The sequence below is a fragment of the Undibacterium sp. Jales W-56 genome (assembly GCF_025548535.1).
Taxonomy (GTDB): Bacteria; Pseudomonadota; Gammaproteobacteria; order Burkholderiales; family Burkholderiaceae_D; genus Undibacterium.
Genome location: NZ_JAJLQW010000001.1, coordinates 1,247,292 through 1,267,972, shown reverse-complemented (window position 1 = coordinate 1,267,972; position 20,681 = coordinate 1,247,292). Strand labels below are relative to the sequence as shown.

The window sequence follows — 20,681 nt, the reverse complement described above, 5'->3', positions numbered from 1 at the left end:
GCTTGCCAGAGTACGGATAACTTGATTGTACTCCGTCAAATCAGACCGTGCTGCACTGCACACTCAACAATCGCGCTGATGCAAAATCACTTGTGTATAGCAAGTTACATCTTAATTTCAAAGCGCAGAGACCAGGTAGTATAAGTTTTGGCAACACTGCTCTCCATATGATTAATGCCGCCGGTTGTTACGATACTGGAGTTCAGATAATCATTTGCCGATACATTACCGGCAGACAGGCGCAATTGCGTAACCGGGTTAATTTTCCATAAGCCATACAAATCGAGCTGGCGTTTAATCCCGGTGCTATTGATTTGCGTCTCGCTGGTTTGAATCTCGTAAGCTGGCGTCCAGTTGATATTACCGCCAAAGGTCAACGGCAACCTGGCCATACGATAGTCGAGTCCAAAGTTCGCGGTCTGCCTGGGCTGCTGATCGAGCCGATTATTCGGGCCCGGAATGTCATCGACACTGGACCAGAAGCGGCTGTAATTACTGCGCAAGTCAATCGCCGGCCCTTCCGGGAAAAATTCCTGCCATTGGAACTTGGCCTCCAGCTCAACACCCTTGGTGGTCGCATGGCCGATATTCACCGGCGACGATACCCAGCGTGGCCCTGTCAGCGTATTGACCAGCAAGGTACGGCGACGTATCAGGTCATCAATATCGCGCGCAAAAACATTCACGCTCATGATTCCGGCACGGCTCAGGTAATGCTCGAACGCGATATCCACGCCTTTGGATAATTCCGGCTTCAGATTCGGATTGCCGGTGCGGTCCGGTCTGGTCGGACTGTTGATCGGCGAGATCGACGGCAAGGCAATCAAGTCATTCAAACCCGGCGCACGATAGGCATTGGTCAAGCTCACGCGCACCTGGTCTTTGCTTGCCCCCGGGAGACGCCAGACGCCATGCAATACCGGACTCCAGACGCTGCTGATATTGTTGACCGCATTACTCAGGCTGGTGCTGCCGGTGCGAATACCTTCCCAGCGTAAACCCACATAAGCAGATAGTTGCGCATTAATGTCGAACTCATCTTGCACGAATACGGCAATCCGACGTGTGCTGGCATGAATATTGTCGCCGGACTCGGCAAACTGCGGATGTCCCTGACTATCGACCGAAGTGCGAACCTGCTCACGGCGGCTGGTTTCCAGATCCCAGCCCGCTGCCAATGTATGCTTGTCACCCCAAGGCTGGGTGTATTTACCACCGGTATTGATACTGCTGTCCCGCGTATCGTTGACATCGCTAATCGCAGTTAGCACGGCGCCATTGTTAGCGTAGTCGGTGCGCAGCGAGGAGCCGTTGATTTTTCCGACGCCGCCGCCAAATTTGATATTCAGTTTGGCGTTATCCTCAAACTTGTGTTGCCAGGTACCGAAGCCACGCAAAAAAGAATTCTCTGAAGTACTGGCAGTGTTCGCCATCGCATATTCGGCAGGATGATTAGGATCTGCCAGAGTTTGCCCGAGCACGCTCGAGGTGTTGGAATCACTACGCGAATTCATCAGAAAAGGCTGCAACATCAGGGTATCGCCATTCTCAAACCGATAATTCATTCTGGGAGCCAGATGGATGCCGCGAGTGCGACGATTGGTTTCGTCGTTCTGAGTCTGCATCAGGCTTGGCTGGCCTTGAGGATTTTTCTCTAAAGTCGTCGTCAGATTCTCATCATGCTGGCGATTTTGAAAAATAGAAGCACTCAAGGCATACGACAGGCTACCGATCTGAGCCGGATAAGTGATCGATAAATTGGGAGCAGAACGGCCCTGTTCCAGACTTTCCGAGAATTTTATTTCAGTATCTTTTTGTTTGTAATCTTCCCGCAGAACGATGTTGATGGTGCCCGCAATCGCCTGCGTGCTGTACTCGGCAACTGGGCCGCGGATAATTTCAATCCGCTCTACCTGATCAGGCGATAGCGAATCCATAGAGAAGCCGCGCGGCGGCCTCTCGCCATTCAACAAAATCTGGGTATAGCCACTGCCCATGCCACGCATGCGGATATCGCCGCCGCGCCCAGGACGTCCGCCTATCGTCACGCCAGGCAAGCGTTTCAGCACTTCCCCCAAAGTCGAGTCGCCGTTGCGATCGAGTTCCTCGCGACCAAAAATTATTTTTGCGGCAGTGGACAGACGTCGTTCATCCAAATCAGATTGACGGCTTCCGGTGATCGTGACCTTTTGCGTGGATTCCTGATTGATTCCAGGAGCAGCGGCTTTGACTGTCGGGTCGCTTTTTTTGGCGTCTGCTTTTTTTTCTGGCGCTACCGTTTTTGCCGGGCTGGCTTCTTGCGTTTTCTCATCTGGAGGATTGACGGACTCCGTTTGCGCCGACACAAGCACAGGCGTAGCAACACCGGCAGAAAAAACACTCGCTAAGCCGAGCTGCATCAGCTTTAAAGAGAAAGCGACAGGGGTATTTAGGGACATGATAAAGGCGTGTTGAATTTTTTGATTACTGCACAATCGCAACAATGCAGCTCGTTCGAAACTGCCGGAGAGGTAGCAATATTGTATTTTCAAACACAGATGACAAGCCAGCGATTCACCCCGCTGTTTTGTATGATATTGAAACAGCCCGGGTCCAGGCTGTTACTTAAAGATACGTTGTTAGGACTGACGCAAAACGGCAAGCTGCTTACCCCAATGAACATTGAACCCGCATGCTGGATGCGGCTTTCCACGGCATTTCGTGCCAACAGGCGCATTCAGCTTGCGGGTTCATTTGAATATCAAATGCTTTGTACCCAGTCCCTCTCTTGCCTTTTCTCTGTGTCTCCGTGTCTCGGTGGTAAGAGGTTTTGGTTTTTGCGTAAGTCCTGGCTGTAAGGAAACCTTGATGCCGGAATCGGTTCTCTCTTAAATATTATTTTGCTGCTTGCGAAAGCGCCATAAGGCCAAGCTTACGAACAAGAGGCAGAACGCCAGCTGCACGCCGATTGCTGGCAGTGCCGCATCCAGTCCCAAGCCGCGCCAGGTCATCGCATCGAAGCCATCGACCGCCCAGCGAGTAGGTATGATCAAAGTCAGATTTTGCAACCATTGCGGAAATAAGAAAGATGGCATCCAGGCACCGCCCAGCATCACCATAATCAGGGTCGCAAAAACGGAAATGCCGCGCGCTGCCTCAGGTGTTTTTCCGAATGCGGCAATCAACAAACCGAAACTTGCCGTCATCAAAGAAAAGCTCAAGGCTAAGCCGATGAATCCGACAAAACTGCCTGCAATTTTGACTTTAAAAATCACCGCAGCAACCGCAAAAATAACGCCTGTCAATACAAAGGCAATCAGGGCGCAAGATAAGGCACGCGCAATTAACAGCGTATTCAAACCGACAGGCGCCGCCAGCAAACGGTTCCACAAACCTAATCGCCTTGCCAGCAAAATACTGATCCCGGCATCAATCGCCATGAATAAAATAAATTGCACCGTCATTCCTGCAAAGGAATGCGCATAGCCGTTGTAATGCGCAGTGACCGGATCGCCGGCGACCATAGCCTGATCCCTGGTCACAAAGGGTACGGACAATCCTCCCTGCGGCGTACGCTCTTTTGCTGAACTCGCAGAGGCGGCCGCGGCGGCGCTACTCTTCTCCAGGCTTGCGTTTTGAAATTTCTTCAAACTGCCTAAAAAATCTTTCAATTCAGGCTGCGCCGCAACTCGCTCTGGATGTGCGTCAAAGTCACGGATGCTTTTGTCTACCATTTCCAAACCGGCTTTGCCGCCAAACATTTCTGCACTCACGTTTTGCATCACATATTGCGTGAGTATCCCCTTCACCATCGCCAGCACTGCTGATTGCGACGGATCATAATAAATCGGCAGTTCAGGTTTAGTTCCTCCGCCAAACAAGGCGGCACCCGCGGCTTCGCCAAAACCGGCCGGGATCACGACTGCAACATTGAGCTTACCTTTGCGAACCTGCTCCTGCGCTTGCTCTAAGGCTAGCTCGGATATCTCCAGACTTGATTCGCTTTTCAAGCCATCGGCTATTTTTTGACTAATCTGATGTTGGTCCTGCAATACTAAAGCGACCGGAATTTTTGAGGTTTCCTTATCGCCGGAACCGCCAGTCACAAAACCAAAAAATCCGCCGAGAATAATAGGCATCATCAAGGTCAACAACATGGCGCGACGATCAGAAAAAAACAGGATCAAATCCTTACGAATCAGGGCAATAAGTGCAGTCATGATGATTCTTTCAAAACATGTAATTGTGAGTATACCCAGGGCGATTAATCGCGCAGACTACGGCCTGTCAAGGTTAAGAAAATATCTTCCAATTTGGTTTTCGCCGTAGAGAAATGCTGCAGCGTATACCCACGGGCATGCACCCAGTCGAGCACCGGCAAAGCAAAGCTGGCATCGAGTAAGGCAATATCGACATGCGTGCCCGTACTTTGTACTTGAGTGACGCCGGCTTGCTGTCCTAATATCGTCACTGTCTCCGACGACAAGTTGCGATCCAGATCCAGTTGCAATGCGGCCTGTGCAGGCAAGCGCCGGTACAAGGCTTGCGGACTTTCATCCGCGATGACTTTGCCATGATCGATAATCACAATATGATCGGCCAGACGCTCGACTTCTTCCATGTAATGGCTGGTATAAATTAAAGCCCTGCCCTGCTGCTTGAGAATCTCTAAACTGTCAAAAATCGCATTCCGGCTTTGTGGATCGACGCCGACCGTCGGCTCATCGAGTATCAATAATTGCGGATCGTGCAGCAGTGCGGCTGCAATATTTAAACGGCGTTTCATGCCGCCGGAAAAAGTCGCAGGCTTATCCGCAGCTCTGTCGCGCAAATTCACCAAGTCCAGCACCGCATCGCAGCGGGTTTTGAGCGCACTGCCCGTCAGACCGTATAAAGCGCCGAATAATTTGAGATTTTCCAGGGCGGATAAGTCGTCGTACAGCGCCAGATCCTGCGGCACCAAACCGATCTTATGCTTGACCGAATTATTTCCCTCGCCGACCAATTGTCCATCGACCCGGACTTCGCCCTGATCCTGGCGCAGCAAACCGCAGATCATGCCGACGGTAGTCGATTTACCTGCGCCGTTAGGCCCGAGCAAACCCAAAGTCTGCCCATGCATGAGAGAGAATGAAACCGCGTCAACTACTTTATGCTGACCGAAAGACTTGCTGAGATTTTTTACGTCTAATAGTAAGGAGGTCATGGTGTCTGCCTGTTAACAAAACAGGAGGACTATACCTGATAGCCGGGATTTTTGGTCATTTTGATATGAGTATTAAAAATCAGTTTCGTGAAATCATCTTGCTTTCAGATTTCAGCTTTAGAACGTGTTGAAATATACCGACAAATCAATTGCGCATTACGAACGCCATCAGAACTGTTAAGATCGCGACCTGATTTCACTCTTTTTCTATCATGAAACGTCTGCCCCTTATCCTGTTGCTGGCAACGCTATGCTTGAATCCGGCTCTTGCCGCAAATAATCCTTGCGCTGGAGCCAGCGCCAGCCAGCCCTGCCAGCCTGCTTCAGATCAAAATCCGACACCGAATTCGACTCCCGCATTCATGGTATCCATACAGGATCCGGTTGCCGCAGCATCCTTAGCCGCCGAAGCGGCAGCCAATGCAGCGAAAGAACCGCGTCAAAGCAGCGTACGCGACAATATCTATTTCAATGCCATATTCTGGATACTCGCGCTGCTGGCGCCGCTGGGCGCTTGCATCATGATCGTATTGAATTTGCTTGAATATCGCATTAATCGCGAAGATCAAGTCAAGGATTAAGCGGCGAAAGCGCCTGTAAACCGAATGGCGAATATCTAACACCGCTCTCTTTCGCAAAATAAAAAGCCCGGTACCAAAGAAGGTCCCGGGCTTTTTGCATGCTGCTGTAAAAGACTAATCCCCGCGTTCCGCCAGATTCAGGTTCAATTGGGAGCGCATCATGTCCTCGGTATCAGGACGCGGATTGTTTCTTGCCGTTTCTAAACGATCCAGATACGCGGCAGAAACATCGCCGGTGATGTAATGTCCGTCAAAACAAGAGGCCTCAATATTGCGCAGCAATGGATTGACGTCAGAGATAGAACGCTTCATCGCTGCGACATCCTGATACACCAAGGCATCTGCGGTAATTTCGCGACAGACTTCTTCTTCGCTGCGACCATAGGCAATCAATTCGCTACGGGTAGGCATGTCGATGCCGTACACGTTAGGAAATTGCACTGGCGGTGCAGCCGAGGCAAAAATCACGCGCTTGGCGCCGGACTCTCGCGCCATCTGGACAATCTCACGGCTGGTGGTGCCGCGCACGATAGAATCATCGACCAACAAGACGCTCTTGCCCGCGAATTCCTGCTTGATCGCATTCAGTTTTTGACGCACCGATTTTCTGCGGATTGCCTGGCCCGGCATCATGAAAGTACGGCCGATATAGCGGTTCTTGATAAAGCCTTCGCGATAATCGAGATTCAGTTTCATCGCGAGTTCCATCGCAGATGGGCGGGATGAATCGGGGATAGGCATGACGACATCAATTTCGCCGTCACGGAACTGATGCCGGACTTTGTCAGCCAAATACTCACCCATTTTCAGGCGGGTCAGGTACACCGAGGCCCCATCGATAATCGAATCCGGGCGTGCCAGATAGACATACTCAAAGGCACAAGGGTTCAGCGTCGGATTCTCGGCGCACTGTTCGTTATACATCTTGCCGTCGAGATCGATAAAGATCGCTTCGCCTGGCTCTACGTCGCGCAAAAATTTGAAGCCCAAGCCTTCCAAGGCCACCGACTCACTGGCGATCATGTATTCGACGCCGCTTTCCGTATGCGACAGGCCGATACATAAAGGACGGATACCGAACGGATCGCGGAATGCCAGCAAACCATAACCGGCGATTTGCGCTACTACGGCGTAAGAGCCGCGCACCCGGCGATGCAGCATCGAGACTGCGCGGAACATCGATTGTGGATCAAGCGAGTAGCCGCTGGTGACTTCCTGGATTTGATGCGCGAGAATATTCAGCAACACTTCAGAATCGGAATCGGTATTCAGATGCCGCATGTCATTTTTGAACAACTCGATTTTCAATTCATCGGCATTGGTCAGATTACCGTTATGCGCCAATACGATACCGAACGGGGCATTGACATAGAATGGTTGCGCTTCTTCTTCACTGGTAGAACCGGCAGTCGGATAACGTACCTGACCGATACCGATGTTACCTGGTAAAGAACGCATATTACGGGTACGAAACACATCCCGTACCAGACCGTTCGCCTTATGCATGGCAAATTTATTGCCATGACCCGTTGCAATACCTGCTGCGTCCTGACCGCGATGCTGGAGCAACAGCAAGGCGTCATACAACAGTTGATTGACGGGATTATTTGAAACTACGCCAACGATGCCACACATGGTGGACTCCTAAAAAAACAAATTAAAAACGATTCAGAAATGGACGTGCCGCGTAATCGACGCAGGCAAAAACGGCATGATGGTTTGCGCAGAGGTCACAACGACCGGGCTCAATAAGGCATCTTTCCAGAACGCCTGCTGCGGAATGGCCGTCATGCCACAAATCATCACAGCAGCGAGCACCAGGATGCATCCGCGCGCCAGTCCAAACAAACCGCCCAATCCCCTGTCTGCCAATTTCAATCCGCTGGCTTTCAGCACGGCGTCAACCGCCATCATCAATAAGGACATTAGCAAACGTACGCCAATAAACAAGGCTAAAAATGCTACGATCAAACGCAACATTTGTCCCGGAAACAAATCCGGCAGATAGCCTGCCAGCGTCGAGCTGAATGCATTGGCCACCACAAAGGCGACGATCCAGCTAACCAGCGACAACATTTCTTTGATCAATCCGCGCATCGTGCTGATCACGATGGAGCAAATCAGGATAAACAGCACCAGATAATCAAATAGCGTCACAAGCGCATCCCGTTGCAGTCAATATGGGGTTCATCAGTTAGGAATCAACTTCGGACTCAGGCCTAGCTTGACCAGCTTGGCAGTCGTCTTGTCCGCTTCTTCCCTGGAGTCAAATGGACCGACGCGAATGCGCGTCACCGACTTGTCGCCGGCAGGCGTGGTCGCGACTTTCTGGGTATAAGATTTGATACCGGCAGCTTTCAGCTTGTCCTGGACTTCGTTGATTTTTTCCTGGGTGGCAAACGCACCTGCCTGGACCACATAAGCATGCTCTTTGGCCGGCATCTCTGCTTTGGCAACAGGTTTGACGCTCTTGCCTTCCAATATCGCTAAGGCGCGTGCCGCGTCCTCATCTTGTTCATTGGGTTTGGCCGTGGTTTTTGCAGATGCTTTGGTATCGGTTTTCGATTCAGGCCTGGCGTCATTTTTCGCAGACTTGATATCGGTTTTTGCTTCGACCTTGGGTGCGGTCTTGGTGTCAGCCTGTACTTTTGGTTCAGGCTTGAGTTCCAGAGTTTTTTCTGATTTTGCTTCTACTTTTGCTTCTGCCTTGGTCGCGGCTTTGTTTTCCGTCAGTCCGGCAAGCGGCAAAGTAGCTGTATTTTTACTGCTGGCAGGCAGCTGTGACGGCTCGATGATTTCTTCCGGCAATTCTGCCCGTTTATTCGCTTTTTTTGACATGACCGCCTGCTCTGCTGCTGGCGGTTTATCTTTGGATGGTATTTGAATCGCGATGTCATCGGCCAAAGGTTTTGGCTCTGAATCTAGCAGTAAAGGCAAACCGATGACTGCTGCGAGCACCAGGGCAACTGCGCCGATCAGGCGACGGCGAGCGCGTTTTTTTTCCGGCAATACCGGATCTGCTAGTTTATTTTTACGTGCATTTTCAGCACGTTTGCTACTGCCACGCGTCGGCTTGGTCTCATCTTCAGTGCGAGCACGGAATTCGCCATCATCCCGATCGTGTGATGCATCTTGCTTTTGTTTAAACAACGAGAACAAGCCCATGTGCAAGCTTCTTTGGTTAGTGAGTGGTACGTTGACGGGCTTTCATCACACCGGCTACCGTGAGAAAAGATCCGAAGACCGCTATTCTATCATTTTCGCCCGCTTTACCGAGTGCGTGGCGATAAGCCGCCTCGGGATTTTCAAAACATTCAATACTATGTTCGGGATCTTGCAGCACGCCGGCCGCAATCAGCCTGGTTTTAATGTGTTCGGCGCTGGCAGCCCGCGGCAAAGGCAAATCCGTCACACACCAATGGTCAATCTTGCCTTTGATCTGGGCGATCACGCCATCGATATCCTTGTCCAGCATCGAACCGAACACCGCGTAGGTATAGGCATGAAAGCCCATATTGTCGAAATTTTGCGATAAGGTCGCTGCGGCATGCGGGTTGTGCGCAACATCCAGCACGACGGTCGGACGTCCCGGCATGACCTGGAAGCGCCCCGGCAAATCGACCATACCAAGACCGTTGCGCACTTCCTGCGCGCCGACCGGCAAACGCTGGCGCAAAGCCTCCAGGGCCGCCAGTACCGCAGAGGCGTTCAGCAATTGATTCGCACCGCGCAGACTCGGATAGCCGAGCGAATTCCGGCGCTGCTCACGACCGGCAAAATTCCATTGCTGTTTGTCGCCGGAATAATTGAAATCGCGCCCGAACAACCAAAGGTCCGCACCGATCTTATTGGCATGTTCGATCAGGCTTTGCGGCGGTACCGGATCGCCGCAGATGGCGGTTCTGCCAGCGCGGAAAATACCGGCTTTTTCGAAGCCGATTTTTTCCCGGGTATCGCCGAGATAATCGACGTGATCGATATCCACGCTGGTGACGATCGCGACATCGGCATCAATCACATTCACCGCATCGAGCCGGCCACCCAGCCCGACTTCCAGGATCACTACGTCGAGCCGGGCATCCGCCAGCAATTTGCAAATCGCCAGCGTGGTAAATTCAAAATAGCTTAATGAAATCTCTTTGCCGCTCTGACTCTGAATGCGCGCTTTCTCGACCTCGGCAAACACCTCGACCAAGACTTGATCCTTGACCGATTCGCCATTGATACGGGCCCGCTCATTGAAATCTAAAAAATGCGGCTTGCTGTACAGACCGACACGATAACCGGCCTGCAGCAGGATCGCTTCCAGCATGGCGCAGGTAGAGCCTTTGCCATTGGTGCCGCCGACCACAATCACGGGACACGCATAACGAATATCCAGGCGTTCTTTGACTGCAGCGACACGCTCCAGCCCCATATCGATTTCTTTGGAGTGGCGCGTTTCTAACAGCGCGAGCCAGTCGTTCAGGCTAGTAGGAGTAGTTTGCATAAGATAAAAAAAGCCCGAAGGACAATGTCTCGGGCTTCTCTTTAGTAATGAAGATAATTAAGCAACAGCTTCAGCAGATTGATTTTGCAAGAGAGCCAATAAACGAGCGATTTCTTCACGCATTTTACGACGGTCTACGATCATGTCGATGGCGCCTTTTTGCAGCAAGAACTCAGAGCGCTGGAAGCCTTCCGGCAATTTCTCGCGGACGGTATTTTCGATCACACGCGGACCGGCAAAGCCGATCAGCGCCTTTGGTTCAGCCATCACCACATCGCCCAGGAAGGCGAAAGAAGCCGACACGCCGCCGGTGGTAGGATCAGTCAGCACGGAAATAAAGGGCAATTTCTTTTCCGACAGTTTAGTCAGCATCGCGGTGGTTTTTGCCATCTGCATCAGGGACAACAAACCTTCTTGCATACGCGCGCCGCCACTGGCCGTGATGCAAATGAACGGGACTTTTTGGTCTATCGCCGCTTGCGCGCCGCGTACAAAACGCTCGCCCAAGACAGACCCCATCGTACCGGCCATGAATTCGAATGCGAAGCAGGATACGACCACCGGCACCGACATGATGGAGCCGCCCATGACGACCATGGAATCGGTCTCGCCGGTTGCTTCGAGAGCGTCTTTCAGACGGTCCGTGTATTTTTTGCTGTCTTTGAACTTCAGCGTATCGATAGGCAGGATTTCTTGTCCGATTTCATAGCGACCGCCGGCATCCAGCAAAGCATCCAGACGCTCACGCGCACTGATGCGCATGTGGTGGCTGCATTTAGGGCATACATGGATATTGGCTTCTAGATCGGAGCGGTAGAGAACCGCTTCACAGGACGGGCATTTGACCCATAGGCCTTCGGGGATGGACTTGCGATTTGCAGATTCTGAGCGCTGTATGCGCGGTGGTAGCAATTTTTCTAGCCAACTCATAATTTCTCCTGAATTCGGCTTGCGCGCAAATTGTGCACGCAAGCATCATGTTCTTCCTGACGGTCAAACAGGTTCGGAGCGTATTTTACTCGTCTAACGCCTGTCTGACACCAGAAATAAAGCTTTTTACAGCGGCCGCCGCATTTTCGCGGGGCGTGTTTTCCAGTTCCTGAATAATCCGAGAGCCTATCACAACGGCATCGGCCAGCCTCGAAATCGCCCGTGCCGTGGCCCCGTCGCGAATCCCGAAACCCACGCCCACAGGGACTTTCACGTGTTTTTTGATACGTGGAATCATTTCCGCCACTGTATCCAGATCCAGGCTGCCGGAACCGGTGACGCCTTTCAGCGACACATAATACACATAACCCGTAGCAATTTTACCAACTTGCGCAATGCGCTCATCGGTCGATGTCGGCGCCAGCAGGAAAATCGTATCCATACCCTGCTGGTGCATTTTGCTGGCGAATTCTTCGCATTCTTCAGGCGGGTAATCTACCACCAGGACCCCATCCACGCCCGCCCCGGAAGCTTGTTCAATGAAAGCATCCGTCCCCATGCGTTCGATAGGATTTGCATAACCCATCAGCACGACTGGCGTGGACTGATTGTCGGCACGAAATTCGTGGACGAATTGTAATACATCGCGCAGGCCGATACCATGCAGCAAAGCACGCTCGGAAGCCCGCTGGATTACCGGGCCATCCGCCATGGGATCGGAAAACGGTACGCCTAATTCAATAATATCGGCACCGCCCTCAACCAATGCATGCATCAGCGGCACCGTCAGCGCAGGCGCCGGATCACCGGCAGTGATGAAGGGGATCAGCCCTTTTTTATGGTTGGCTGCCAATGCAGCCAGCGTAGCTTGTATTCTTGACATAGTAATTCTTCGTTTGAATGGCGTAGTTTTGCTCAAAAAATATACTCCCACCATGTATATTTTCAATCACCAATAAATATATGCGGATAAAACCGTATTTTATTGCTTTAATAAGGGAGTATATGTAATTCAGACCTTACTCATCCGATATCAACGAATAATTGGAGCATCCTCGGAGAGTAAAGTCTGGGCCTTATTTAATAGAATTTCAAACCCGCTTTTTCAGCAACGGTGTGCATATCCTTATCGCCACGTCCCGATAGATTGACCAGAATTATTTGCTCTTTAGGCAAAGTCGCTGCGAGCTTGGCCGCATAAGCAAGTGCATGACTCGATTCCAGCGCCGGGATAATGCCCTCGATACGGCAGCAATCGTGAAAAGCCTTGAGCGCCTCATCATCGGTGATCGTCACATACTGGGCACGACCAGAATCTTTCAGCCATGCATGTTCAGGGCCGACGCCGGGATAATCCAGGCCCGCCGATACCGAATGCGTCTCGATCACCTGGCCATTCGCGTCTTGCAGCAGATAGGTACGGTTACCATGCAATACGCCAGGCGAACCGGCGGTCAGCGAAGCCGAGTGCCTGCCGGTTTCCATGCCCTCGCCCGCCGCCTCGACGCCAATCAATTGCGTCTGCTTGTGATCGATATACGGATAAAAAATCCCCATAGCATTCGAGCCGCCGCCGACGCAAGCCACCACCACATCAGGCTGACGCCCCGTCATTTCCGGCATCTGCCATAAACACTCCTCGCCGATCACGGATTGGAAATCGCGCACCATCATGGGATAAGGATGGGGGCCGGCAACGGTGCCGATGATATAAAACGTGTTATCCACATTGGCGACCCAGTCGCGCATGGCTTCGTTCAACGCATCTTTCAGAGTCTTGGAGCCAGAATCCACCGGCACCACGGTCGCACCGAGCAGCTTCATGCGATACACGTTTTGCGCCTGACGTTTGACGTCTTCCGAGCCCATGTAGACCACACATTCCAGGCCGAAACGCGCACAGATCGTCGCCGTGGCGACACCGTGCTGACCGGCACCGGTCTCAGCAATCACCCGCGGCTTACCCATGCGCCTGGCCAGCAAGGCCTGGCCAATAACATTATTGATTTTGTGCGCGCCGGTGTGATTAAGGTCTTCGCGCTTGAAATAAATTTGCGCGCCGCCCATGATTTCGGACCAGCGTTTGGCGTGATACACCGGTGAAGGACGACCGACGAAATGATGCAATTCATCGCGGAATTCAGCTAAAAATTCCGGGTCATTCTGATAGCGGGCGTAAGCATCTTTTAATTCATTGAGGGCGTGCGTCAAAGTTTCCGACACAAAAGTGCCGCCATACTGACCGAAATGGCCGCGCGCGTCCGGCAAGTTGTAATGCGCCGATTGATAGATGGCTTGCGATGGAACCGCTTGGCGTTGAATATGTTCTTCGAGCGGCTGAAGAACTGAATTAGTATCGTTCATGATAGTGCTTCCTGTGGCGAATTGAGGAGCAAAACATCATCGCATCAGAGTGCGGCTAGTCTTGCAAGTCTTCTGTGTCAGCCAAGTGTACGGCGTCAATAAAAGCACGCACCTTGACCTCATCCTTAATCCCTTTGCTTAACTCGACACCACTGCTGATATCGACCGCAAACGGACGAACCCGACGCACTGCGTCAGTCGCGTTTTGCACGCTCAAGCCACCACTTAAAACGACCCGAGGCGCGAGTTCTTTTGGGATGAGAGACCAATCAAAAACCTTTCCACTACCACCGTAAGCATCGACGAAGGTATCTAGCAATAATCCAGCAAACAGAGGGCTTGCTGCACGATATTCTGCTTCGTATTCTAGCAAATCGGCAGGGCTTGTGGTGGGCTTGACCCGAAAAGCTTTGATAAACGGCCGGTTCACGGCGCCGGCAAGCGCATGACATTGCGCTGCGGTCTCATCACCGTGGAATTGCAACAATTGCAGCGGCACCTGAGCGACCGTCGCCTGCAACTCCTCAGGCGTCGCATTCACAAACAAACCGACCGACATCACAAATGGTGAAATCTCTTTGACCAGATTTGCCGCAGATGCCGGCGTGACATAACGCGGACTCGGTGGATAAAACACGAAGCCCAATGCATCCGCACCCGCAGCGACAACACGCCGCACATCGTCCGCCTGCGTTAAGCCGCATATTTTTATTCTGGTTTTACACTTTTTATAAAACATCTTGATACTTTCGATGACAGAAACACCGCGATAGCTGAGATAATCAAATTTCTGAAGTACTCGCAAGTACTCGCTTTACTCACGAATATTACCCCATGCCTCTTGCCAACGAAAATTTGCCGGCCGCCCCACCGCTGAAGATCAGCCATTTATTCGGACTGGATATACGCGCCTGCACATTTGAGCAGGCGACCGCGCATTTGCTTGAGGTCGCAGGTCAGCGCAATCACGCCAGCCGCATCGTCGTCACGCCGAATGTCGATCACATCGTCAAACTCGATAGCGACCCGACGTTTAAAGCCCAATACGCCGAATCCGACTATATTTTTGCCGACGGCATGCCAATTATCTGGGCCAGCAAGATGGCAGCAACACCCTTGCCAGAGCGCGTCACCGGTGCCGATTTATTCGTCTCGCTCTGCCAAGGCGCAATACAAAGACAACTGTCAATTTTTGTGATCGGCGGACAACCGGGGCAGGAAGCCGCACTGCTGACGTCGTTTGCCCAAACCTATCCGGGTTTACAAGTCCGTATTTTTTGCCCGTCGATGCAATTCTCTGCAGAGAGTGACGAAGGCACCGAAGCCATGCGTCTGGTCCAGCAAGCGCAACCCAACATCATCTTTGTCTGCCTGGGCATGCCCAAGCAAGAACGCTGGTGCTTACGCTATCGCAAAGAATTTACCGAGAACAATGCACCACTACTGCTCTGCGTCGGCGCCGCAATGGAGTTCGCATTAGGACAAAAAAAACGCGCGCCGCTATGGATGCAAAAAATCGGCATGGAATGGCTCTGGCGCTTAGCCAGCGAACCCCGTCGTTTATGGCAACGTTACACGACACAGGGGGTGAAATTTATCGGCGTGCTTCAGCGTGAGCGACGGTGGCAGCGAGCGCAACGTCGGTCAAAATAAACCGGTTTTTCCACTCGATCGCTATCACTTCGCGGAAACAGGCATGAAGTTCGACTGGAGTCTAATTTTTGCCATCAGATGAATTGAAACATTAAAGCATCGCATTAGCGCTTAAAGCTTGTTTATGGGTAGATGCAGGGACTTGCCGCTCAGTTGCCCGCATCGTCAAAAACGCCTCTATTTCGGGCGCCCCCATTTCCACAGGATGACGCAATCCAGACCAGCGTATAAAGAAACGTATCCAATATACATAGACCTTTTCTATCGACAAGCTGCAATACTTATAACGCAAGCGTTCACGCACTTAGTCAAGTAAACGCGGTTTTACAGGGGTGATGTTTTTGTCCATTTGGTTATACTGTATGTTTATTCAGTACAACCAAACATAGCTCATGTACATGAGTATTTCAAGAGATGTAGAGCAAGCTTCTTTTTTTGTTCCGTCGGTTATAATTGCAAAATGAAAATTAAATCACGTTAGGCGTCAACAAACGACCGGCCATGCGTCCCGCCACACAACTGTGCCTCATCCGATCGAATCATCTTGAAGCCGCCATCGCTACCGCCTGAATACGTCAGCCACCTCGGCAGACAGAGTTTCGTGCTCACCGATGTGCTGGGCTCGGGCCTCTGTGGCAGCGTCTATTTGGCCGAGCAGCCGACCCTCAACCGCAAAGTTGCGGTCAAGTTCTTCGACAGTGCGTTCGTTCGGTCGGATCAGGCAATGCACAAGCGATTCATCCGCGAGGCAAAACTTCTTGCTCGCTTCCAGCATCCGAATATTCCTTACGTTCTCACAGAAGGCGTGGTCGATGCAGCGCACGGCAAAGCACCGTACTTCGTAATGGAGTATGTCAGCGGAAGAACCCTAGGCGACCTGCTGATAGAGAAGGGAAAGCTGGATCGAGGCATAGCAGTCGAAATTGCAGTTCAAATCCTAGATGCACTGAGCTACGCGCACATCAATCAAATTGTGCATCGAGATGTCAAGCCGACGAATGTCATGATCGACTCGCGCATGCGGTGCTTCCTGATCGATTTCTCTATCGGTGTGAGCTTTGATTCCCAACCCGGTGTCACACGGGCCACGACGCGTGGAGAGTTCCTTGGTTCGCCCCCGTATGCATCGCCCGAACAGATGCTTGATGCCGCAACTGTCGATGGGCGAAGCGACATCTACAGCGTTGGCGTGATGCTCGTCGAGTTGCTGACTGGGAAGCCGGAAACCGCGAACTTTGGAAAGACACTCGCCAGCCTACCGAGGGGTATGATCGACGCCGTAGAGAAGGCTTGCGCAAGCTCACCTGGCGACAGACACAGGACCGCAGATGACTTCATCCGCGCAATTGGCAATCGGAATCACACGGCCCCGCCCACCCTGTCGCCCGCACTCGCCATCTGCTCGAACGTAAAGTGCTCTGGGGCCAACTGGTCTTCTCGTGGCTACTACCGCGGCCCGCGAGTGATCCCTGATTCCACTGGCTCCTTTTGTACGAGTTGTGGCGGCTCTCTCGCCTATCTGTGCAAAAACTGCGGAGCGCCGATCTCTGAGACTCCATACTGCGGGAGTTGCGGGAGCGAGAACTTCAGAGTACCCGAGTGCAGGACCTGCGGATCTTGGTTGACCAAGGAGTTCATGGATTCACTTGGACAGTCGGGCTGCGCAAAGTGCAAGGACAAGAAGCCAGTCATTCGTCGAACCGCGCCACAGACAGCGCCGAGCACGGATGACGACATTCCGTTCTGAATGTCCACTCCATGCGATTGACGCCTAACCCTTCCTTCAAGCGGACCCGCCTACGGCGGTCCGCTTAAGTCAAACGTTAGGGCGCTGAAGTGAGAATCTCGTTTACCAAGCTCAACGGCAAACATGATCACATGACAGTCTGGCGCGGCGACGTGGCCGAGACGATTCAGTGCCCGAAGCAGCGGATCATTCCGCATGACATGGTCCACTTTGCCGTCGAGAGCACGCTGCACAAGCGGGGATTCCTGGCTCGCGTCGTCGCTGGCGAGGCGGCCGACTTTCAAATGGACGCTGAGCCGGAGAGTGACAGTGTTGAGCGGCTGGTCGAAGTGTTCCAAGGGGATGCGTGGTCAGGCGGTGACAGTAGGCCCGAAGACATGTTGGATCTGTATCGAGTCACGTGTCAGGCACGCGATTGCGAAGCGCTTCCGGTGTCCTGTCAGGACGTTGTCGCCGTTCGCGACTGCATCGCCAGCCTTGATGCACAGTGGCAGGCGCTTCCAGCTGGCCAATCCATGGAGCTCGAGCTGTGAGCCAGCAGCGGCAGCGCCCTAACAATTCGTTCAAGCCGACGCCGCTTCGTTTCGGCAAATAGCAAGCGTAGGGTGCGTTCCACGCACCGCATTGCATGAATACTCCTGGCATGTAATTTTATATGTCCAGACTTTACCTGAACAAGAAGGCACATTTATATCAATTGATAGAGGGAGTATGCATAATGACATGGATATTCTTAAGCGTGTATGCGCAAGTTTTGCGCCCAATGCGGTGCGTGGAACGCACCCTACTCCCTACATTCACGGTCCGGGAAGGCGGGGTTCTTGATAATGGAAAGGTTCTTGAGGTAATCAAACATGCCTACCCCACGCTCAAGTTCGCGCCCTCGGCGCGCCCGTTAACTCCACGTTAGGCATCATCTCTATCATGCCTCCAAGACCGCTTCAATTACGGCGACGCCGTTGGACCCTTGTTTTTTCGCTGCCATTTATTGTCTTCATGGTTCTGGTCGGCGCATATTCTATTTTCCTCATATTTACGGGAGATCGTTTCATAGCGCTGTTAGCGGGTTGCAGCGCATTCGTATCACTGTGCGTGGGAGGCACACTGGGAAAGTCCGCGCTTGACGCTTGGCGTGATGACGGGCCAGCAGTCGTCGTTGATGTGAACGGATTGAACGACTTGAGAGGCAAGACGGGCTTAATTCCCTGGCATGAAATCGCGACAGTCAGACTTGACGTTGATGAGGAGAGAATTTTAGTGAATGTCGGCAACGATGCCCTTCACAATCGCAGTCGGCTGATGAGTACAACGCGACGACTATTAACAGGAGCGGATTACACCGTTGCACTTGGGGGATTACGATATAACCACCGCGAACTCGAAAGGTCGTTAGCTGAGCATCATCAGCAAGGCAGAGTCCGTAGCGCTGGCGGAGCAACCCTGAACGATACCTAACCCACGCCTAGATATTGTGATTAATTTGGATTAATCTGAATCGCCAGCAAACGTAGAGTGTGTGGAACGCACCCGACTCCCTCGGCATATTTAATCCATTTAACTAAATAAACCCAACATCCACGCGACTTTCAAGAGATTCATAATGAATTGCCTGACTTTGTTTTGTCGGCTATCTTTGCAAAACACAAATTAAATCTTTAAGCTTCGCGAAAGCAGTCCGCCCCAACTTAACCGCATTTAGGAAACTCAAATGAAAAAAGTCACTGGTATCGGAGGCATCTTCTTCAATGCACAGAACCCTGTCGAACTGCGAGCCTGGTACAAGCAGCACCTGGGCATTGACGTCCAGGAGTGGGGAGGCACCGCTTTCACCTGGGCCGATGCAGCAGGCAATCCGACCAAGGGAACGACCGTGTGGTCCATCGGCGCCGCCGATGGCGGGCACTTCGCCCCAAGCAAATCGACCTTCATGGTCAACTATCGCGTCGAAGACTTGGACGCCGTGCTGCAGTCGCTGCGGGACGAAGGATGCAATGTCCTGGATAAGACGGACGACTCCGAGTATGGAAAGTTCGGTTGGGTCATGGATCCTGATGGGAATAAGGTCGAACTTTGGCAGCCCCCTGCGGGGCAGTGAGCGCCATGCCCTCATACCAAGCGACATCGAATAAATAAAAAACCGCACAATCTGCATCGTGCGGTTTTTCTTTGTGCGCCTGATCTAAAAGACGCTGCCTGACTTGAAGCCCGGCCAAAAATTGACTAAGCCTTAGGCGACTTTTTTGGCATCGAAGAACTGTTCATCTTCAGTCGAACCGTGCAACGCAGTAGTAGAAGACTGACCTTGCTGAATGACTTGGGTCACTGCATCGAAGTAACCTGTACCGACTTCACGCTGATGTTTGACGGCTGTAAAGCCTTTTTCTGCCGCAGCGAATTCTGCTTCTTGCAATTCAACGAAAGCCGACATCTGGTTACGTGCATAGCCGTGAGCCAGGTTGAACATGCCGTAGTTCAATGCATGGAAACCAGCCAAGGTGATGAACTGGAATTTGTAGCCCATTTTGCCCAATTCTTTTTGGAATTTGGCAATCGTTGCATCATCCAGGTTTTTCTTCCAGTTGAACGATGGCGAGCAATTGTAGGACAGCAATTTACCTGGGAACTTGGCATGGATTGCGTCAGCGAAGGCTTTTGCGAATTCCAGATCAGGCTTACCGGTTTCGCACCAGATCATGTCGGCGTATTCAGCATAAGCCAGGCCACGGGAGATCGCCTGCTGCAGACCTGGTTTAGTTTTGTAGAAACCTTCGACAGTGCGCTCGCCAGTCAGGAAAGGTTTGTCATTGTCATCCACATCGGATGTGATCAGATCAGCCGCTTCTGCATCGGTACGCGCCAGCAACACGGTTGGCGTGCCCATGACGTCGGCTGCCAGACGTGCTGCATTCAGCTTCTCAACAGCTTCACGGGTCGGCACCAACACCTTGCCGCCCATGTGGCCGCATTTTTTAACCGAAGCCAATTGATCTTCGAAGTGGACGCCCGATGCGCCGGCTTCGATCATGGCTTTCATCAATTCGAACGCGTTCAATACGCCGCCGAAACCGGCTTCTGCATCAGCCACGATCGGTGCGAAGAAGTCTGTGTCGCCTTTGCCTTCAGACCATTGGATTTGGTCGGCGCGGGTCAGGCAGTTGTTGATGCGCTTAACAACTAATGGCACTGAATTGGCTGGGTACAGCGATTGATCTGGATACATTTCGCCGGCAACGTTAGCATCGCCGGCAACTTGCCAACCGGACAAATAGATGGCTTTCAAGCCCGCTTTGACTTGTTGCATCGCCTGGTTACCGGTCAATGCGCCGAGTGCGTTGACGAATGGCTCGTTATTGACCAGATCCCACAACTTGATGGAACCGTTTTTCGCCAATGTGTGCTCAACCTTGATCGAGCCACGCAGATTGACGACGTCTGCTGCGGTGTAATTACGTTTGATACCTTTCCAGCGTGGATTGGTATCCCAGTCTTTTTGCAATTCAGCAATTTGTTGTTCGCGTGTCGTCATGGTTCTCTCCTGTGGGCAAAATAAATGAAACTGATAAAACTAATGAAAAGTGGAATCCGTTGAGAGAAATAATAGGATATTTTTTGCGAAGCAACAAGGTCTTATATAAGACATATAACAAATATTTAATTCATTAAAATCATATACTTAAATAGTATTTTTTGCGATATGAAATAATATTTCTCAGAATGAGAAATATTATTTGT

18 protein-coding genes are annotated in these 20,681 nt (G+C 51.8%); 5 read left to right on the top strand and 13 right to left on the bottom strand.

Translation table 11 applies throughout. The features are described 5' to 3' along the window. Nucleotides 1–104 precede the first annotated feature (104 nt). The 3 genes from LPB67_RS05755 to LPB67_RS05745 form a co-directional block, all read right to left on the bottom strand. Nucleotides 105–2,438: a TonB-dependent receptor plug domain-containing protein gene (locus LPB67_RS05755; protein ID WP_262836089.1), complete on the bottom strand. Its 2,334-nt coding sequence runs from the start codon at nt 2,436–2,438 to the stop codon at nt 105–107. Nucleotides 2,439–2,867: 429 nt separating this feature from the next. After that, the gene (locus LPB67_RS05750; protein ID WP_262836088.1) at nt 2,868–4,199 is read right to left on the bottom strand and encodes an ABC transporter permease; all 1,332 of its coding nucleotides are present in this window, start codon (nt 4,197–4,199) and stop codon (nt 2,868–2,870) included. Between the two features lie 44 nt (nt 4,200–4,243). After that, complete coding sequence (locus LPB67_RS05745) at nt 4,244–5,185, bottom strand: ABC transporter ATP-binding protein (RefSeq protein ID WP_262836087.1); 942 nt, start codon at nt 5,183–5,185, stop codon at nt 4,244–4,246. Between the two features lie 212 nt (nt 5,186–5,397). Here LPB67_RS05745 and LPB67_RS05740 point away from each other — a divergent pair, with 212 nt between their 5' ends. Continuing rightward, the gene (locus tag LPB67_RS05740; RefSeq protein WP_262836086.1) at nt 5,398–5,766 is read left to right on the top strand and encodes a hypothetical protein; all 369 of its coding nucleotides are present in this window, start codon (nt 5,398–5,400) and stop codon (nt 5,764–5,766) included. A 114-nt stretch (nt 5,767–5,880) separates the two neighbouring features. Here LPB67_RS05740 and purF read toward each other — a convergent pair whose 3' ends face one another. The 8 genes from purF to LPB67_RS05700 form a co-directional block, all read right to left on the bottom strand. Further along, a complete protein-coding gene (purF, locus tag LPB67_RS05735) occupies nt 5,881–7,401 on the bottom strand; it encodes an amidophosphoribosyltransferase (protein WP_262836085.1) in 1,521 nt (506 codons plus the stop codon). Between the two features lie 33 nt (nt 7,402–7,434). Further along, entirely contained in the window at nt 7,435–7,923 is a 489-nt protein-coding gene (locus LPB67_RS05730) for a CvpA family protein (protein WP_262836084.1), read from the bottom strand. Between the two features lie 33 nt (nt 7,924–7,956). Beyond that, nucleotides 7,957–8,931, bottom strand: a complete 975-nt coding sequence (locus LPB67_RS05725) for an SPOR domain-containing protein (RefSeq protein WP_262836083.1) — start codon at nt 8,929–8,931, stop codon at nt 7,957–7,959. Nucleotides 8,932–8,947: 16 nt separating this feature from the next. Next, nucleotides 8,948–10,255, bottom strand: a complete 1,308-nt coding sequence (gene folC / locus LPB67_RS05720; protein WP_262836082.1) for a bifunctional tetrahydrofolate synthase/dihydrofolate synthase — start codon at nt 10,253–10,255, stop codon at nt 8,948–8,950. 57 nt (nt 10,256–10,312) lie between these two features. Beyond that, entirely contained in the window at nt 10,313–11,185 is an 873-nt protein-coding gene (gene accD / locus LPB67_RS05715) for an acetyl-CoA carboxylase, carboxyltransferase subunit beta (RefSeq protein WP_262836081.1), read from the bottom strand. An 85-nt stretch (nt 11,186–11,270) separates the two neighbouring features. Further along, the gene (gene trpA / locus LPB67_RS05710) at nt 11,271–12,068 is read right to left on the bottom strand and encodes a tryptophan synthase subunit alpha (protein WP_262836080.1); all 798 of its coding nucleotides are present in this window, start codon (nt 12,066–12,068) and stop codon (nt 11,271–11,273) included. Nucleotides 12,069–12,265: 197 nt separating this feature from the next. Beyond that, nucleotides 12,266–13,549 (bottom strand): tryptophan synthase subunit beta, encoded by a 1,284-nt coding sequence (trpB, locus tag LPB67_RS05705; RefSeq protein WP_262836079.1) that lies wholly within the window; start codon nt 13,547–13,549, stop codon nt 12,266–12,268. Nucleotides 13,550–13,604: 55 nt separating this feature from the next. Then, nucleotides 13,605–14,288 carry a phosphoribosylanthranilate isomerase gene (locus LPB67_RS05700; RefSeq protein WP_262836078.1) on the bottom strand — a complete coding sequence of 228 codons (684 nt, stop codon included), beginning with the start codon at nt 14,286–14,288 and terminating at the stop codon, nt 13,605–13,607. 95 nt (nt 14,289–14,383) lie between these two features. On the opposite strand from LPB67_RS05700, the gene LPB67_RS05695 reads away from it, so the two are divergent. Further along, on the top strand, nt 14,384–15,202 hold the full coding sequence (locus tag LPB67_RS05695; protein WP_262836077.1) for a WecB/TagA/CpsF family glycosyltransferase: 819 nt from the start codon (nt 14,384–14,386) through the stop codon (nt 15,200–15,202). A 91-nt stretch (nt 15,203–15,293) separates the two neighbouring features. On the opposite strand, the gene LPB67_RS05690 is transcribed toward LPB67_RS05695, so the two are convergent. Beyond that, nucleotides 15,294–15,506 carry a phage integrase N-terminal SAM-like domain-containing protein gene (locus LPB67_RS05690; RefSeq protein ID WP_262836076.1) on the bottom strand — a complete coding sequence of 71 codons (213 nt, stop codon included), beginning with the start codon at nt 15,504–15,506 and terminating at the stop codon, nt 15,294–15,296. Nucleotides 15,507–15,746: 240 nt separating this feature from the next. Between LPB67_RS05690 and LPB67_RS05685 the strand changes: the two genes are divergently transcribed. The 3 genes from LPB67_RS05685 to LPB67_RS05675 all read left to right on the top strand — a co-directional run bounded on the left by LPB67_RS05685 (nt 15,747) and on the right by LPB67_RS05675 (nt 19,044). Next, entirely contained in the window at nt 15,747–16,949 is a 1,203-nt protein-coding gene (locus tag LPB67_RS05685; protein WP_262836075.1) for a serine/threonine-protein kinase, read from the top strand. Nucleotides 16,950–17,038: 89 nt separating this feature from the next. Further along, the gene (locus LPB67_RS05680; RefSeq protein ID WP_262836074.1) at nt 17,039–17,482 is read left to right on the top strand and encodes a hypothetical protein; all 444 of its coding nucleotides are present in this window, start codon (nt 17,039–17,041) and stop codon (nt 17,480–17,482) included. A gap of 1,175 nt (nt 17,483–18,657) precedes the next feature. Further along, nucleotides 18,658–19,044: a VOC family protein gene (locus tag LPB67_RS05675; protein ID WP_262836073.1), complete on the top strand. Its 387-nt coding sequence runs from the start codon at nt 18,658–18,660 to the stop codon at nt 19,042–19,044. 132 nt (nt 19,045–19,176) lie between these two features. On the opposite strand, the gene aceA is transcribed toward LPB67_RS05675, so the two are convergent. Next, nucleotides 19,177–20,475: an isocitrate lyase gene (gene aceA, locus LPB67_RS05670; RefSeq protein WP_262836072.1), complete on the bottom strand. Its 1,299-nt coding sequence runs from the start codon at nt 20,473–20,475 to the stop codon at nt 19,177–19,179. Nucleotides 20,476–20,681: the final 206 nt, after the last annotated feature.